The organism is Micromonospora sp. WMMD956 (genome assembly GCF_029626125.1).
Classification (GTDB): Bacteria; Actinomycetota; Actinomycetes; order Mycobacteriales; family Micromonosporaceae; genus Micromonospora; species Micromonospora carbonacea.
In genome coordinates, this window is record NZ_JARUBI010000005.1 from 2881426 (window position 1) to 2897291 (window position 15866).

Genomic DNA, 15866 nt, shown 5'->3' on the forward strand with positions numbered 1-15866 from the left:
GCGCTCACCGGTCGCCGCCCGTCACGCGGGCGGCGGCCAGCTTGCCGGAGATCAGGACCATGGGCACGCCGACGCCGGGCTGGGTGCCGGAGCCGACGAACACCACGTTGTCGAGCGTGCGGTGCAGGTTCGACGGGCGGAAGGGGCCGGTCTGGAAGAGGCTGTGCGCGGACGCGAACGGGGTGCCGGCGGCCATGCCCTGCTCGGCCCACTCGGCCGGGGTGACCGCGCGCAGCACCTCGATGCCGGCGCCGAAGCCGACGTACCCGCGTTCCTCCAGCGTGCCGACGAGCTGGTCGGTGTACCGGCGGGTGAGGTCGCCGCGCCACTCGAACGGGGCCCGGTCGAGGTTCGGCACCGGGGCGAGCACGTAGTACGTGTGCCCGCCGGCCGGGGCGACCGCCGGGTCGGTGCGACTGGGGTTGGTGACCAGCAGGGACGGGTCGGTCATCAGCTCCCCCCGCCGGATCACCTCGTCGAACGTGCCCTTCCAGGACCGTCCGAAGTGGATGTTGTGGTGGGCGATTTTCTCATAGCCCTGCCGCGAGCCGACGTGCAGCACCACGCACGACGGCGAGTACGTCAACCGGCGTCGCCGGGTCGGCGGGAGCAGGTCCCGGTAGGCGACCGGCAGGTCCGGGTTGAGCACCACCACGTCGGCTCCGACGAACTCGCCGTCGGCGGTGACCACCCCGGTCGCCCGGCCGTTCGCGGTCTCCACCCGGGCCACCGTGGTGCCGTAGCGGATCTGCACGCCGTGCTTCTCGGCCGCGCCGGCCATCCCCCGGGAGACCGCGTGGATGCCGCCGCGCGGGAAGTAGACCCCGGCCACCGAGTCGAGGTACGCGATGACGGCGTAGATGGCCAGCGCGTCGTGCGGGGCGAGCCCGGCGTACATGGCCTGGAAGGAGAAGATCCGCTGGGTACGCGGGTCGCGGAAGAACTGCCCGATCTTCGTCTGGAGCCGGCGGAACGCGCCGCCGGCCAGCAGCTTCAGCAGGTTGCCGGTGAGCAGGTCGGTGGGGGCGTCGAGGTTGCGTTCGATGAAGTCGGCCCGCTCCAGCCGCCACAGCTCGCGGGCGTAGTCGACGAAGCGCAGGTAGCCGTCGGCCTCCCGGGGCCCGCAGACCGAGGCGATCTCGGCGGCCATCCGGGTGGTGTCGGTGATGACGTCCAGCGTCGAGCCGTCCGGGTAGTACGCCCGGTACGCCGGGTCCAGCGGTATCAGCTCGACCCAGTCGCGCAGCTCCTCGCCGACCGCCCCGAGCGCCTCGGCGATGAGGTCGGGCATGGTGAGCACGGTGGGGCCGGTGTCGAACTCGTACCCGTCGACGCCGAGCCGGCCGGCCCGCCCGCCGGGCACCGCCTCGCGTTCGAGCACGGTCACCTGTCGTCCGCTGCCGGCCAGGTGCAGCGCGCAGGCCAGCCCGCCGAGCCCCGCGCCGACGACCACCACCCGGTCCGTACGTCCGGTCACGGTGCGCACGCGACCACCTCCCTCACGAGTTTGCCCATCATGCCCGCCGTGCGGTGGCGGCGGTGGCGAGGCCCGTCAGCGCGGTGCGCGCGGTCTCGTCGATCGACGCGGTGTCGAGCGCGGCCAGCGCGTCGGCGACCCGGTCGGAGATCATCAGTTCGACCTTGGCGACCGCGCCGGTGTCGGTGACCAGCTCGGCGAGCCGGGCCACGTCGCGGGCGGCGGTGACCGCGCCGGCCCGCTCCAGCGCGCGGCGCTGGGTCGCGGTGGCGAGCTGCCGGGCGAGCATCAGCAGCACGGTCGGCTTGCCGGTGCGCAGGTCGTCGCCGGTCGGCTTGCCGGTGGTCGCGGGGTCGCCGTAGACGCCGAGCAGGTCGTCGCGGAGCTGGAACGCCTCGCCGACTGCCAGGCCGTAGCGGGTGTACGCGGCGGTCAGCGGCCCGTCGGCGTCGGCGCCGGCCAGGGCCGCCCCGAACAGCAGCGGACGCTGGACGGTGTAGCTGGCGGTCTTGTAGCGGGCGACCCGCAGGGCCCGGTCCAGCGACCAGTTGGCCGCGTCGTTCTCGCCCAGGATGTCGAGGTACTGCCCGGCGACCGTTTCGACGCGCATCTGGTCGTAGCAGCGCCGGACGTCGAGCAGCCGGGCCGGCGGCACGGTGGCGTGCGCGAGCAGCCGGTCGGCCCACACCAGGCACAGGTCGCCGACGAGCACGGCCACCGCCTCGCCGAACCGGCCCGGGTCGCCGGTGTGGCCGGCGGCGACGTGCCGGGCGGCGGCGGCCCGGTGCGCCGTGGGACGGCCGCGCCGCGTGTCGGACGCGTCCATCACGTCGTCGTGCACGAGGGCGAACGTGTGCAGCAGCTCCAGGGCGGCGAGCGCCGGCAGCACCGCCGGCAGCGGCTCGTCCCCGCCGGCGACCCCCCGCCAGCCCCAGTAGGCGAAGGTGGGGCGGACCCGCTTGCCGCCGGCCAGCACGCAGTCGCGCGCGGTCGCGGCGAATTCGCCCATCGCCGAGTCGATTTCGGCGAGCGTCGAGACCTCGGCGGCGAGGAAGCCGGCGAGAGTCTCGTCGACCCCCTTGACCAGGTCCTTCGTGAACGCGGCCAGTACGCCGCGGACCGGATCGTCCGTCGCTCCCGGCTGTGCCGGCGCGACGCGGAGCGCATTACCCGCAACTGCGTCGTTGGCCATGTCGGCGAGCGTACCCTAGGGTTACGAGTTGCGTCGATTGCTGCGTCGAATTCGAGGGAGGGCCGGTGGACGTCGACCTCACCGCTGCCTATGACCGCTGCCGCGAGCTGCACAGACGTCACGGCCGCACCTACTATCTCGCCACCCGCCTGCTCCCCGCTTGGAAACGGCGACACGTGCACGCCCTGTACGGATTCACCCGGTACGCCGACGAGATCGTCGACCGCACCGAGGACCTGCCGCCCGCCGAGCGGGCCGCCCGGCTCGACGACTGGTCGGCCCGCTTCCTCGCCGGGCTGGCCGGGGCCCCGGTCAACGACCCGCTGCTGCCCGCCGTGCTGCACACCATCGCCGTCTTCGACCTGGACCGGGCCGACTTCGCGTCGTTCCTGCGCAGCATGGCGATGGACCTGACCGTCACCGCGTACCCGACCTACGACGACCTGCTCGACTACATGGAGGGCTCGGCCGCCGTCATCGGCACCATGATGCTGCCGATCCTCGGCAGCTCCGACCCCGCCGCCGCCCGCGAGCCCGCCCGGCAGCTCGGCCTCGCCTTCCAGCTCACCAACTTCATCCGGGACGTCGCCGAGGACCTGGCGCGCGGCCGGACGTACCTGCCCGACGAGGACCTCGCCAAGTTCGACGTCACCCGCGAGGACCTGTTCGCCGCCGCCGCCCGGGGCCGGGCCACCCCGAGGATCCGCGACCTCGTCGAGTACGAGGTGAGCCGCGCCCAGACGCACTACGCGGCCGCCGCGCCGGGCGTCACCATGCTCACGCCCGCCTCCCAGGCGTGCATGCGCACCGCGTACGCCCTCTACGGCGGCATCCTCGACGAGGTCGCCGCCCAGGACTACGACGTGTTCACCCGGCGGGCGCTGGTGCCCCGGCGGCGGCGGATGGCGGTGGCCGGGCGGGCCCTGCTCACCCCCGCCGGCACCCCCGTCGTGGTCCCCGGCCCGACCCTGCCGCCCGCCGGCCGATGACGCGTACCGCGATCGTGCTGTTCACCCGCGACCTGCGGGTGCACGACCACCCGGCGCTGGCCGCGGCCTGCTCCGCCTTCGCCCGGGTCGTCCCGCTGTTCGTGCTCGACCCGGCGCTCACCGGCCGCTCGCCCAACCGGACGCGCTTCCTGCACCAGAGCCTCGCCGCCCTGCGCGACGCGCTGCGGGACCGCGGCGGCGACTTGGTGATCCGGCACGGCGACCCGGTGGCCGAGACGATCCGGCTGGCCGGCGAGGTCGGCGCCGAGGGGGTCGCCCTCTCCGCCGACGTCAGCCGTTACGCCCGCACCCGGGAGCGCCGGCTGCGCGCCGAGTGCGAGCGGCACCGCCTGCACCTGCGCCTCTTCCCCGGCCTCACGATCGTCGACCCCGGCGCGGTGCGTCCGGCCGGCGGCGACCACTACCGGGTCTTCACCCCCTACTTCCGGGCCTGGCAGGGGGCGCTGTGGCGGGAGGAGCTGGCCCCGCCCGACCGGATCCGGCTGCCCGAGCGGCTGAGGCCCGGGTCGTCGCCCGACGGGCCGCCGGTCGGGGAGCTGCCCGCCCCGCCGCCGGGAGAGTCGCCGCACGCCGCGCCGGGCGGGGAGGCCGCCGCCCGCCGCCGCCTCGCGCAGTGGCTGCCCACCGTCGACCGGTACGGCGACATCCACGACGACCTGGCCGGCGACGCGACCTCGCGGCTCAGCCCGTACCTGCGGTTCGGCTGCCTGTCGCCGCTGGAGCTGGCGAACCGGGCCGGTGCGCGGGCCGAAGACCCGGCCGGCGCGCGGTTCGGCCCGTTCGTCCGGCAGCTCTGCTGGCGGGACTTCTACCACCAGGTCACCGCCGTCTTCCCCGAGATCGCCACGAAGGCGTACCGGCGGGGGGCCACCGAGGACTGGCGGCAGGACCCGGAGGCGCTCGACGCCTGGACGCGGGGGCGCACCGGCCTGCCGATCGTCGACGCGGGGATGCGGCAGCTGCGCGCCGAGGGCTGGATGCACAACCGGGCCCGGCTGATCACGGCCGGCTACCTGACCAAGGTGCTCGGGCTGGACTGGCGCGAGGGGGTGGCCGTCTTCTCCCGCTGGCTGCTCGACGGCGACGTGGCCAACAACGCCGGCAACTGGCAGTGGGTGGCGGGCACCGGCAACGACAGCCGGCCGCACCGGGGGTTCAACCCGGTGCGCCAGGCGGCCCGCTTCGACCCCGACGGCACGTACGTCCGCCGCTGGGTGAAAGGAAGGGCCCCTGGTTAACGCATTCTGTTGTACAAGGGACCCCTCCTAACACCCCGGCACCGGCGCGGGCCGCAGCGCGCGGTCAGAGGCAGGAGTGCAGGGCGTCAGAGGCAGGAGTGCAGGGCCTCGACCAGCTCGTCGACGCGGTCGTGGTCGGCCAGCCGCGCGGTCGCGTACGCGAACACGTAACCCCGGTCGGGGTCGGCCCAGGCGCTGCTGCCGCCGATCCCGCCCATGCCCCAGCTCCCGTCCGGCTCCCGCTGCATGCCCAGCGTCCAGCACACCCGGCGGTCGAGCACCAGGTCCGGCCCGTCGTACTGGGTCCGGGTCGCCTCGGCGACCAGCTCCGGGCTGAACAGCCGCGCCCCGTCCAGGGCGCCGCCGGCCAGCAGCCCGGCATAGCAGCGGGCCAGCCCGGCGGCCGTCGCGTGCAGGTTCACCGCCGGCACCTGCGCGCCCCGCCACAGATCGCTGTTCAGCACCGTCACGTCCAGGCCGCCGGCCGGGTTGCCCAGGGCCGCCGCCCGCAGCGACCCCGGCTCGCCGAGCGTGCGAACCGGCCAGCCCGGATCGGCGTACGACAGGTCGGCGCACCGCCGCCGGTCGGCCGCCCCGAGACCGAAGCCCAGGTCGAGCCGCCACGGGCCGGCGATCTCCTCGGCCAGGAACCGGCCCACCGGCCGCCCGTCCACCCGGCGCACCAGCTCGCCCACGAGGTGCCCGTACGTCCAGGCGTGCTCGCCCGCGACGGTCCCCGGCGTCCACCGCGGCTCGGCGGCGGCCAGGTCGGCGCAGAGCAGGTCCCAGTCGGCGACCGCCTCGGCCGGGCGGGGCACCGGGAACGCCGGCAGCCCGGCCGTGTGGCTGAGCACCTGGCGGACCGTGGCGGGCGCGCGGAACCCCGACCAGTGGTCGGCGACCGGATCGTCCAGGTCGAGCCGCCCCCGGTCGACGAGCAGGAGCAGGCAGAGCGCGGCCACCGGCTTGCCGACCGAGTAGACGTCCACCAGCGTGTCCGGCCGCCACGGGTCGCCGCCCCCGGCCGGCGGCACCGACCGGCCCGGTGCGACGGCGGCCCGGGAGCCGGCGACGAGGTCGACGACCGGCGTGCCGTCGTACCAGATGGCGAGGCCGGCCCCGGTCTCCCGGCCGGCGGCGAACAGGTCGTGGAAGCAGTCCCGGACGGGGGCGAAGCGTGCGCGCATCCGGCCACGGTAGGGGCCCAGCGGGCCCGGGGTTCGGGAATTTCCGGGAGCGGGGCGAGGGGAGGGCGAGGGCAGCCGGGCCGGGAATTCGCCCGGCGCGGTGGCCGGCGGTCCGTCGGTGCGGAATGCTGGTCCGATGGCGGAACCGGAACTGGTGGACGTGGTCGTGCTCGGGCTCGGCGTCGGCGGCGAGGAGGTCGCCGGCCGGCTCGCCGAGGCGGGCCTGAGCGTCGTCGGCGTCGAGCGGCGGCTGGTCGGCGGCGAGTGCCCCTACTGGGGGTGCATCCCGAGCAAGATGATGATCCGGGCGGCGAACGCGGTCGCCGAGGCCCGGCGGGTCGCCGAGTTCGCGGGCGAGGCCGACGTCCGCCCCGACTGGGCCCCGGTGGCGAAGCGCATCCGTGAGGAGGCCACCGACACCTGGGACGACCGGGTCGCGGTGGAGCGGTTCACCGGCAAGGGCGGCCGGTTCGTGCGGGGCAGCGGGGCGCTCGACGGCCCCGGCCGGGTCCGCGTCGGCGACCGGGTCTTCCAGGCCCGGCACGGCATCGTGCTCGGCACCGGCACCCGGCCCTTCGTGCCGCCGCTGCCCGGGCTGGCCGATACGCCGTACTGGACGAACCAGCAGGCCATCGAGGTCGAGGAGCTGCCGGGCAGCCTGCTGGTGCTCGGCGGCGGCGCGATCGGGCTGGAGCTGGCCCAGGTCTTCGCCCGGTTCGGCGTCGAGGTGACCGTGCTGGAGGCGTCGGGCCGGGTGCTCGCCGTCGAGGAGCCCGAGTCCTCCGAGGTGGCCGCCGCCGCCCTGCGCGCCGACGGGGTGCGGATCGCCACCGACGTACGCGCGGAGCGGGTCGACCACGACGGGCGGGCGTTCACGCTGCGGGCGGCGGGCGGGGCCGAGTTCACCGCCGAGCGGCTGCTCGTGGTCACCGGCCGCCGGGCGCACCTCGACGAGCTGGGCCTCGACACCGTCGGCCTCGACCCGGGCCAGCGGTTCCTCGCCGTGGACGACCGGATGCGCGCCGCCGTCGGGATCTGGGGCGTCGGCGACCTGACCGGGGAGGGCGCGTTCACCCACATCGCCATGTACCAGGCGGCCATCGTGGTCGCCGACGTGCTCGACCACGTCCGGCGGGCGCAGGCCGGCGCGGACGCCAGCGGCAGCGCCAGCGCGGTCGGCGGCGTGGCGCGCACGGAGGGCGCCGGGATCGCCGGCGGGGTGCCGCACGCCGACTACCGGGCGCTGCCCCGGGTCACCTTCACGGACCCCGAGATCGGCGCGGTCGGGCTCACCGAGCGCCAGGCCCGCGAGCGGGGCATCAACGTGCAGGTCGGGGTGAGCCGGCTCGACTCGTCCACCCGGGGCTGGATCCACCGGGGCGACGGGTTCGTCAAGCTGGTGGCGGACGCCGACCGGGGGGTGCTGGTCGGGGCCACCTCGGCCGGCCCGGCCGGCGGCGAGGTGCTGTCGGGCCTGGTGGTGGCGGTGCACGCCGAGGTGCCGCTGGCCCGGCTCCGGCACATGATCTACGCGTACCCGACGTTCCACCGCGCCATCGAGACCGCCCTGCGCGACCTGGCGTAGCCGGCCGGCCCTCAGGCGGGCGCGCCGTGGCGGCCCGCGCCGGCCGCGAACCGGGCCGCCCCCGCCGTCGCGTCGGCCGCGAGGGACGCCGCGCCGTAGGCCAGCTCCACCGCGAGGGCCTCCCGCTCGGGCAGGTTCGCGCCGGCCAGCACGGCCGCCCGGTCGTTGCGCAGGCACGCCTGCGGGTGCCGGGCGATCTCGGCGGCGAGCCGCTCGGCCTCCGCGCGGGCCGCACCCGGCGCGACCAGCCGGTTCACCAACCCCATCGCGTACGCCTCCTCGGCCGGCACCGGTCGGCCCGTGAGGATCAGATCCATCGCCCGGCTCTCGCCGACCAGCCTCGGCAGCCGGACGGTGCCGCCGTCGACCAGCGGCACGCCCCAGCGCCGGCAGAACACCCCGAGCACCGCGTCGGACTCGGCGACCCGTAGGTCGCACCAGAGCGCCAGCTCCAGCCCGCCGGCCACGGCGTAGCCGGAGATCGCGGCGATCACCGGCTTGGACAGCCGCAGCCGGGTCGGGCCCATCGGTCCGTCGCCGTCCGGCTCGACCCGGTTGCCGCTCGGCGTGCCGATCGCCTTGAGGTCCGCCCCGGCGCAGAACGTGCCGCCGGCCCCCCACAGCACGGCCACCGCCGCCGCCGGGTCGGCCTCGAAGGCGCGGAACGCGTCGGCCAGGGCCCGGGCGGTGGGACCGTCGACGGCGTTGCGGGACGCCGGCCGGTCCAGGATCACCGTGGTCACCGCGGCGGCGTGCTCGACCCGTACCCCCATCGGGACAGCATGCCCTGCCCGGGCGGCGACGCACCAGCGTGGACGGGATCCGGGCGGACGGCCGCGTGTTCGTACTTCGTACATCGGCTTCGCGCGGCGGACAGCCCGCTCCGTGGCCACTTCTCTCGTCTGCCGTCGACGGACACAATGCCCGCTGGAGGGTCGCGGACAGTGGTGAAGCGAATTCGCGCCGTACGCGTCGCGCCCGGGGTGCGGGTGAGGCGAGAGACGCCGGTCGGCGATGCGGGGAGAGGTCGTGACAGGAGGAACCAGGGCGGGGCCCTCGGCGAGCAAGCAGGTCGACTGCGGCGACGAGGCGCCCGCCGACCCGCCGGGGTCGTGGTCGCGGCTCGTCACGGACGACCCGGACGAGGCGCACCGCTGGCTGCTGGCGGCCTATCCGGAACACCGGCTACGCGCATTCGACCGTCGCGCGGGGGGAATCTTCCGGGCCGCCCACGCGCGGTTCGGCGCGACCAGCGTCGCCCGGGTGCGCTATCCGATGAACGCGGACAACGACGTGTCCACCCGGGACGTCGTCGGGGTGGCGGAGGTGCTCTCCGGTGGCTGGGGGGTCGACGTCGGGGCCGGGGAGGTGATGGCCGGCGCGGGCGGCCTGCTGCTGGTGCCGCCCCGGCGGACCAGGGCGATCCTGCACCGCGACATGGAGGTCGTCGCGGTGGAGCTGCCCCTCGCCGACGTGCGGCGGGTGGCGCAGGAGCGGTGCGGGCTCGCGCCGGTCGACCTGCGGTTCCAGGGGCTGCTGCCGGTGTCCCCGTCCGCCGCGCAGCTCTGGCGCAACACCACGCGCTATCTCACCCAGGTGGCGCTGCCGGGCGCCGCGTTCGGGACGAACGCCCTGGTGCAGGCGGAGGCGACGGGCCTGCTGGTGGCCGTCGCGCTGGCCACGTTCCCCAACACGACGATGACCGAGGCGCCGACGCGCGGCGCGGGGGCCGTCGCGCCGGCCGCGGTCCGTCGCGCGGTCGCCTACATCGAGCAGTACGCGGACCAGGCGCTGACCCTGACCGACGTGGCGGTCGCGGCCGGGCTGGGCGCGCGGGCGCTCCAGCATGCCTTCCGGAAGTACCTCGACACCACGCCGACGCGCTACCTGCGACGGGTGCGCCTGGAACGGGTGCACAGCGACCTCCAGGCCGCCGAGCCCGGCGCGGGCCTCACCGTGGCCGCCGCCGCCGCGCGGTGGGGCTTCGCCCACCTGGGCCGGTTCGCCACCGAGTACCGCCGGGCCTACGGGCAGCCGCCCAGCCAGACCCTGCGGGGCTGACGGACGGCGCGAACCCCGGCCCGTCGGCCGCGCCGGTCGCCGGCGGGGGAGGAACCGCCCCGGCGTGCCGTTGCGCGGCCCGCCCGCGCCGGGTGGCTAGGCTCCCTCGTGACTGAGGGATGTGGATAAGTGACTTGCAGTAATAATGGCCCGCCGGTGCTCACCCGGTTCTCGACCAGCGATCCGGCCGAGGCGGCGCACGTCTTCGAGACCTCGTACGGCCGCAGCGTGCGACTGGCCGCGGTGCCGACCGGGCTTCCGCTGCGCCACGACCGGTGGAGCACCGGCGCGTTCTGCATCGACGACATCAGCATCTCCCTGGACCTGCGGGTGCAGGCGGAACCGCTCGGGTACGTCCTGCTCGCCGCCCCCCGCCGGGGGTGCTTCGGGCACCGGTGCGACGGGGTCGACGAGCTGATCGGGCCCGGCGAGGTCGGCGTGCTCTACCAGCCCGACCTGCCCGGCTCCTCGTGGTCCAGCGACGTGGACGTGACCTCCGTCCTGCTGGACCTCTCGCTGTTCGACCAGGTCGCCCGCGTCGACCCGGACCGCCCGCTGGCCCCCCTGCGGTTCGCCAGCTTCCGGCCGGTCTGCGCCGATGCCCAGTGGCGGTGGCGGCGGACCGTCCGGTACGCGGAGTCCGTCATCGCCGCCGGTGGCGCGCCGGGCGCGTCCCCGCTCGTGCTCGGCGGCCTCGGCCGCCTGCTCGCCGCGGCCACGCTCGCCGCGTTCCCCAGCAACGCCGTCGTGGCGGACCGGTCATGCGACCGGACCGACGCCCACCAGGGGACCCTGCGCCGGGCGATCGCCTTCATCGAATCGGCCGCCGGGACCGACATCGGTCTCGTCGACATCGCCCGCGCCGCCGCCACCACCCCCCGCGCGGTGCAGCTCGCGTTCCGCAGTCAGCTCGGCACGACCCCGCTGGCCTACCTGCGCCGGGTGCGGCTCGATCTGGCCCGCCAGGAACTGACCCGGGCCGTGCCCGGCGACGGCGTCTCCGTGGCCGTGGTCGCCGCCCGCTGGGGATTCGCCGACCCGCGCCGCTTCGCCGCCCGCTATCTCGCCACGTACGGGGAGCTGCCCGGCCGGACGCTGCGCCGCTGACGCGGGTTAGCATCGCCGGCGGCACGATCATGCGAGGTGCCCCGCCTGCGCGGGGAGAATCGGGAAGCCGGTGTGAATCCGGCACGGGCCCGCCGCGGTGACCGGGGAGCCACCGTCCACGCGCGAGGAGCGCAGCCACTGGCCGTGCGGCTGGGAAGGCGGACGGGCAGGCGTCGATCCGGGAGTCCGAAGACCGGCCTCGCGTCGACCGCCCACCCGTCGAGGTGGGCCGAGCGCAGCGGGAGCCTGCCTGTGGAACTCTACGACGCCATCCGCCGCCGCCGGGACGTCCGGGCCCAGTTCACCGGGGAGCCGGTGCCGGCCGACGCCCTGCACCGGATCCTCGTCGCCGCGCACGCGGCGCCCAGCGTCGGCTACTCGCAGCCGTGGGACTTCGTCCTGGTCCGGGATCCCGCCGTCCGCCGCCGGTTCCACCGGCACGTGCAGGCCGAGCGGGCCGCCTTCGCCGCCACCCTGGACGGCGCGGCGGCCGAACGGTTCGCGCGTATCAAGATCGACGGGGTGCTGGAGTCGACGCTGTCGGTCGTCGTCACCTACGACCCGCAGCGCGGCGGCCCGGCCGTGCTCGGTCGGCACGCCATCGCCGACGCCGGCCTCTACTCGGTCTGCCTGGCCATCCAGAACCTCTGGCTCGCCGCCACCGCCGAGGGGCTGGGCGTCGGGTGGGTCTCCTTCTACCGGGAGCCGTTCCTCGCCGAGCTGCTGGGCGTGCCGGCCGGCATCCGGCCGGTGGCCTGGCTCTGCGTCGGGCCGGTGACGCACCTGGAGACCGTGCCCGACCTGGAGCGGCACGGGTGGCGGCGGGGCCGACCCCTCGCCGAGGCGCTGCACCACGACCGCTGGGCGCGACGGTCGGCTGACCGACCGAACAGCTAATTCAGGTACGTCTATGCGGCGGCTAGGCTGACGTCGCCCTGAGTCATCGCTTAGCTACGTCGGGAGGAGTTCCATGCGTACCACCGTCAAGGTCCTGGCCGCATCCGTCCTCGCCACCCTGGGTCTGGCCGCCGCCGCCACCCCGGCCCTCGCCGCCGCCCCGGCACCCTTCTGCGAGTCCGGCGCGTCGCAGTTCTACTGCGACGCCAGCAGCACCGGCACGACGACGTGGACCGTCACCTGGTACTCCGGCAGCGTCGGCACCTTCACGACCGCCGGGTCGACCCTCTTCGCCACCTGCCCGGCCAGCAACCTCGGCCACCCCGTACGGGCCAGCTACAGCTACTTCGACGGCAGCGCCACCCAGTACAGCGGGACCACCCAGTTCATCTGCCGCAGTGGCCCCTGGCTGTAGCCGGCCCCGTCCGGCGTACGCGCGGACCCGCGTACGTTGGAGACCCGCTGCGGCTGCCCGGTTTGCGACCGCTTCTGCCGGGAAGTCGGACGGAATGCGGGCACTCTTGACGAAACTCGAACAGGCCTCGACGCTGGACCGGACCGGTGACCGGCTGCAACGCGTCGTCCAGGCCACCCTGCGCCCGCAGCGGGTGCGTGACCTGCTGCACGGCGTCTTCATCGGTCATCCGCTGCACCCGGCACTGGTGCAGGTGCCGGTCGGCTCCTGGATCAGCGCGGCCGTGCTCGACCTGATGCCCGGCCAACGCCGGGCGGCCACCGCCCTGGTCGGGCTGGGCACCGTCAGCGCCCTCCCCGCGGCGATCGCCGGCCTCAACGACTGGGCGGCCCTCTCCCGGGAGCAGCGCCGCGTCGGACTGGTGCACGCCGCCGCCAACGCGGTCGGCCTCACCCTGTACGCGGGTTCGCTGGCGGCCCGGCTGCGCGGGCGGCACGGCACGGGGCGGGCGCTGGCGTACCTCGGGCTGGGCGCGGCGAGCGCGGGGGCGTACCTCGGCGGGCACCTCGCGTACAAGCAGGGGGCGCAGGTCAACCAGAGCATCTCCGAGCTGCACCGGATCGGCGAGGGCTGGCACCCGCTGGCGGACATGGCCAACCTGCCGCAACGGAAGCTGGTCACCCGCGAGGTCGACGACGTCTCGGTGATCCTCTACCGGCACGGCGACGAGGTCACGGTGATGCTGGAGCGCTGCCCGCACCAGAGCGGCCCGCTCGGCGAGGGCGACGTCACCGAGATCGACGGGCACGCCTGCGTCGTCTGCCCGTGGCACGGAAGCGCGTTCCGGCTCAACGGTGGCGAGGTCATGCACGGGCCGTCCGGTAACGACCAGCAGATCCTGCCGACCCGGGTGGTCGACGGGGTCCTGGAGGCCCGGCTGCCCTGAGCCCGGGCCCCGCCGCGCCCCGCGCGCCGGCTGGGGTCAGTCCCGGCGGTGCCGTCCGGTGACGAGGGCCCGCGCGCTGTTGGTGGCCCGGACGACCGCCGGCCGGCGGCGCAGGCCGAGAACCGCCCCGATCTGCGCCCCGACGATGCTGGCGACGGCGAGCACCGCCGAGACGGCGAGCGGCCGGTTCACCTGGTCGCCCGCGCCCGCCCGGGACGCTCCGGCGGCCATCGCCGGCTGCGGGCCGGAGGGCGGCTGGGCGACCTGCTGGGTGCCGTGCGACGAGCCGTCCGACGACGAACCGGCGGGCGGCTGGGCGGTGGAGGGGCCGGGGGCGGGGCGGGTGGCCCGTGGCGAGGTGGGCGAGGGCGGGATGGGCGAGGGCTGCGCCGCACCCGGCGCGTCGGCGGCGGGCGGGGTGCCGGGGGCCGACGGCGGCCGGGGGGTGACAGTACCGCCGGGGGTGGGCGTCGTGGGCCGGACCACCAGCTTCCCGGTGGCGTGCCGGCGGGCCCCGGCGTCGTGGACGCCGTCGGGCAGCGTGATCAGCTGCCCGGGGCGGATGCGGTCCGGGTCGCCCAGCCGGTTGAGCTTCGCCACGTCCCGGTAGCGGTCGAAGTCGTCGAGGTAGCGCTCGGCGACCTCGCCCAGGTAGTCGCCCTTCGCCACCCGGTACACCGCCGGCTCCGCCTCCTGCCGGAGCCCGGCCGCCGCGGCGGCCGGCGGCGTCGCGGCCCGGGCGTCGACCACCGGCAGCGCGGCGACCGGGCGGGCCGCCGGCGCCCCGGCGACGACGGCGGCGGGTGCGGCGGCGGGGTACGGGCCGGACAGCACGGTGGCCGCGCTGGCGGCGGCCGGGCTCGCCGCGATGATCAGGGCCACCGAGCCGACCAACGCCGCCGCGGCGCGCTGCTGCCGGCTCATGCCGGGCAGCCGGGGCGCCGGCCGGCGCAGCGTCTGCGCGCCCAGCTCCACGAGCACGGAGAAGGCGAAGGTGATCCAGCCGAACCAGCCGACCAGGGCCAGCGCCCGCAGGAAGAGCTGGCCGTCGTCGCGGCTGGTCAGCGTGGTGCCGACCTCGGCGAGGCTGGGCAGGTGGTCGGGCAGCGGGTTCCCGGCGAACGCGATCAGCGCCACCGGCCCCCCGACCAGCACGGCGATCAGCACGACCAGCGCGCCGAACCCGGTGAGTACCTGCCCGACCCGCCGTGCGGCGGAGCGACCCGGTGCGGCCATGGCGTGCCTTCCCTTCCTAGGGGCCCTCGGTGAGGGCGCGTGCGGTGGCCTCGCCGGAGACGGTGACGTCGGCGCCGAAGCCGAAGAAGCCGAGCAGGTAGCGGTCGTAGGTGACGGTGACCTGGACGCGGATGAGCTTCTCCCCGTCGACGACGGGGAACTCGACGCTGTGGTCGGTGGCGCCGGCCGCGGCGAGGTAACTCGTCACCGCCGCCCTGGCCGCCGCCTCGTCGATCTCCTTGCGGCCACCCTGGATGGCCTTCGCCCGGTCGATGGACTGGCCGCCGGTGCGGGCCGCCTCGGCGGCCAGGTTGTCGGCCAGCTGCCGGGAGCGGAGCTGGCCGGCGCCGTCGAAGGCCAGGCCGATGATCGCGAGGACGCCGATCATCGCCGCCGCCAGGAACAGGCTGACCCGGCCGTCGTCGCCGCGCCACCGACGCCCCGCCCCGTCGACGCGGGCGGAGCCCGCACCCCCGCCCCCGCCGGTGGCGCGGGTGGAGCTCGCACCCTCGCCCCGGTCTTCGGCTGGGTCGGGGTGCGCGGCCGCACCGGGGACGCGGGCGGTCACGACCGGCTCCGGTAGCGGTCCAGCGGGGAGGTGAAGCTGGCCGAGATCGTCCGGCTGGCCGCCATGTCGGGCAGCAACGCCAGGTCGATGTCGGTGAAGGAGACGGTGCAGGTGACCTGCACCGTCACGGCGGCCGTCGTGCCGGGGCCACTGTCGAACGCCTCGGCGAAGCTGGTCGGCGAGCCGCCCACCGAGCCGCGCAGGGTGAGCGAGGGCTGGCCGGCGCAGTTGGCCCGCTGCCAGTCGAGTTGGCTCTGCGCGGCGGCCAGGGCCTGCTCGCGGGCGGTCTCGGCGTCCCGGGAGATGGACGCGGCGCGGGCGGCGTCGTGCGCCGCCGACTGGACGGCCTCCTGCGCGATCGCGGTACGCCCGGCGACGCCGGCCAGCACCATCAGCCCGATGAACGCGGGGGCGAGGACGGCCACCTCGATGGCGACCGAGCCGTGCTCGGCTGCGGGGCGACGGCGGCGGCTCATCCGGTCGTCCACCGTTCGATCGTGCCGTGCGCGGTCTGGCGCACCGGGAAGCTGACGCCGGGAATGACCGACAACGAGTCCCCGCTGACCGTGCAGGTCACCTCGGCGACGCCGGTGACGCAGGCGGGCCCCGGCTGGTCCCAGCCGACCAGCCAGTCCCCGGCGGCGGTGAGGAAGTCGACTGCCCGCGCCTCGCCGGCCCCGGCGGGGGCCTCGTACAGGCGCTGGGCGTTGACCGCGCTCTGCGCGGCGTTGAGCGCGGTGGCGCGGGCGACGAACCAGGCGGCGACCTGGATCGAGGCGAACAGCAGCACGAGGATCGCCGGCATCACCACCGCCAGCTCCACCGGGTTTGCCCCCCGGTCCGCCCCGCCGCCGGCGAGCCGCCGCCGGACCGCCCGGCCGAGCCGTAGACCGCTGGTGAGCTGCCGCCGGGCCGCCCGGCCGAGCCGTACGCCGCCGGCGAGCCGC

Annotated in this window: 16 protein-coding genes and 1 riboswitch; of the genes, 8 read left to right on the plus strand and 8 right to left on the minus strand. The window is 75.9% G+C overall.

Annotated features, from left to right (window positions below; translation table 11 throughout):
- Positions 1 to 4: 4 nt before the first annotated feature.
- Together crtI and O7628_RS13310 are read right to left on the minus strand one after the other, a co-directional pair.
- Positions 5 to 1486 (minus strand): phytoene desaturase family protein, encoded by a 1482-nt coding sequence (crtI, locus tag O7628_RS13305; protein WP_278130711.1) that lies wholly within the window; start codon positions 1484 to 1486, stop codon positions 5 to 7.
- Between the two features lie 28 nt (positions 1487 to 1514).
- On the minus strand, positions 1515 to 2669 hold the full coding sequence (locus O7628_RS13310; RefSeq protein WP_278130714.1) for a polyprenyl synthetase family protein: 1155 nt from the start codon (positions 2667 to 2669) through the stop codon (positions 1515 to 1517).
- A gap of 65 nt (positions 2670 to 2734) precedes the next feature.
- On the opposite strand from O7628_RS13310, the gene O7628_RS13315 reads away from it, so the two are divergent.
- A complete protein-coding gene (locus O7628_RS13315) occupies positions 2735 to 3658 on the plus strand; it encodes a phytoene/squalene synthase family protein (RefSeq protein ID WP_278130715.1) in 924 nt (307 codons plus the stop codon).
- The gene (locus tag O7628_RS13320) at positions 3655 to 4917 is read left to right on the plus strand and encodes a deoxyribodipyrimidine photo-lyase (RefSeq protein ID WP_278130716.1); all 1263 of its coding nucleotides are present in this window, start codon (positions 3655 to 3657) and stop codon (positions 4915 to 4917) included. The genes O7628_RS13315 and O7628_RS13320 overlap by 4 nt, the downstream gene beginning before the upstream one ends.
- 86 nt (positions 4918 to 5003) lie before the next feature.
- Here the strand turns inward: O7628_RS13320 and O7628_RS13325 are convergent, their stop codons facing one another.
- Entirely contained in the window at positions 5004 to 6104 is a 1101-nt protein-coding gene (locus O7628_RS13325; protein WP_278130718.1) for a serine hydrolase domain-containing protein, read from the minus strand.
- 136 nt (positions 6105 to 6240) lie between these two features.
- On the opposite strand from O7628_RS13325, the gene O7628_RS13330 reads away from it, so the two are divergent.
- Positions 6241 to 7689, plus strand: coding sequence for an NAD(P)/FAD-dependent oxidoreductase (locus O7628_RS13330; protein ID WP_278130720.1), 1449 nt, complete (start codon positions 6241 to 6243; stop codon positions 7687 to 7689).
- A gap of 11 nt (positions 7690 to 7700) precedes the next feature.
- Here the strand turns inward: O7628_RS13330 and O7628_RS13335 are convergent, their stop codons facing one another.
- Complete coding sequence (locus O7628_RS13335; protein WP_278130721.1) at positions 7701 to 8462, minus strand: crotonase/enoyl-CoA hydratase family protein; 762 nt, start codon at positions 8460 to 8462, stop codon at positions 7701 to 7703.
- A 256-nt stretch (positions 8463 to 8718) separates the two neighbouring features.
- On the opposite strand from O7628_RS13335, the gene O7628_RS13340 reads away from it, so the two are divergent.
- The 5 genes from O7628_RS13340 (at position 8719) to O7628_RS13360 (ending at position 13115) form a co-directional block, all read left to right on the plus strand.
- Complete coding sequence (locus O7628_RS13340) at positions 8719 to 9750, plus strand: AraC family transcriptional regulator (RefSeq protein WP_278130723.1); 1032 nt, start codon at positions 8719 to 8721, stop codon at positions 9748 to 9750.
- A gap of 156 nt (positions 9751 to 9906) precedes the next feature.
- Entirely contained in the window at positions 9907 to 10857 is a 951-nt protein-coding gene (locus O7628_RS13345; RefSeq protein WP_278130725.1) for a helix-turn-helix domain-containing protein, read from the plus strand.
- Positions 10858 to 10874: 17 nt separating this feature from the next.
- Positions 10875 to 11074, plus strand: a riboswitch (cobalamin riboswitch).
- Between the two features lie 35 nt (positions 11075 to 11109).
- Entirely contained in the window at positions 11110 to 11754 is a 645-nt protein-coding gene (gene bluB, locus O7628_RS13350; protein ID WP_278130726.1) for a 5,6-dimethylbenzimidazole synthase, read from the plus strand.
- 73 nt (positions 11755 to 11827) lie between these two features.
- Positions 11828 to 12169: a hypothetical protein gene (locus tag O7628_RS13355; protein ID WP_278130728.1), complete on the plus strand. Its 342-nt coding sequence runs from the start codon at positions 11828 to 11830 to the stop codon at positions 12167 to 12169.
- A gap of 94 nt (positions 12170 to 12263) precedes the next feature.
- Positions 12264 to 13115 (plus strand): Rieske 2Fe-2S domain-containing protein, encoded by an 852-nt coding sequence (locus O7628_RS13360; protein WP_278130730.1) that lies wholly within the window; start codon positions 12264 to 12266, stop codon positions 13113 to 13115.
- A 36-nt stretch (positions 13116 to 13151) separates the two neighbouring features.
- Here the strand turns inward: O7628_RS13360 and O7628_RS13365 are convergent, their stop codons facing one another.
- From O7628_RS13365 to O7628_RS13380, 4 genes are all read right to left on the minus strand, one after another.
- Positions 13152 to 14351, minus strand: coding sequence for a LysM domain-containing protein (locus O7628_RS13365; protein WP_278130731.1), 1200 nt, complete (start codon positions 14349 to 14351; stop codon positions 13152 to 13154).
- 16 nt (positions 14352 to 14367) lie between these two features.
- Complete coding sequence (locus O7628_RS13370; RefSeq protein WP_246384636.1) at positions 14368 to 14739, minus strand: hypothetical protein; 372 nt, start codon at positions 14737 to 14739, stop codon at positions 14368 to 14370.
- A gap of 176 nt (positions 14740 to 14915) precedes the next feature.
- A complete protein-coding gene (locus tag O7628_RS13375; protein ID WP_278136299.1) occupies positions 14916 to 15395 on the minus strand; it encodes a TadE/TadG family type IV pilus assembly protein in 480 nt (159 codons plus the stop codon).
- Positions 15392 to 15742 carry a TadE family protein gene (locus tag O7628_RS13380; protein ID WP_278136300.1) on the minus strand — a complete coding sequence of 117 codons (351 nt, stop codon included), beginning with the start codon at positions 15740 to 15742 and terminating at the stop codon, positions 15392 to 15394. The genes O7628_RS13375 and O7628_RS13380 overlap by 4 nt, the downstream gene beginning before the upstream one ends.
- Positions 15743 to 15866 lie beyond the last annotated feature (124 nt).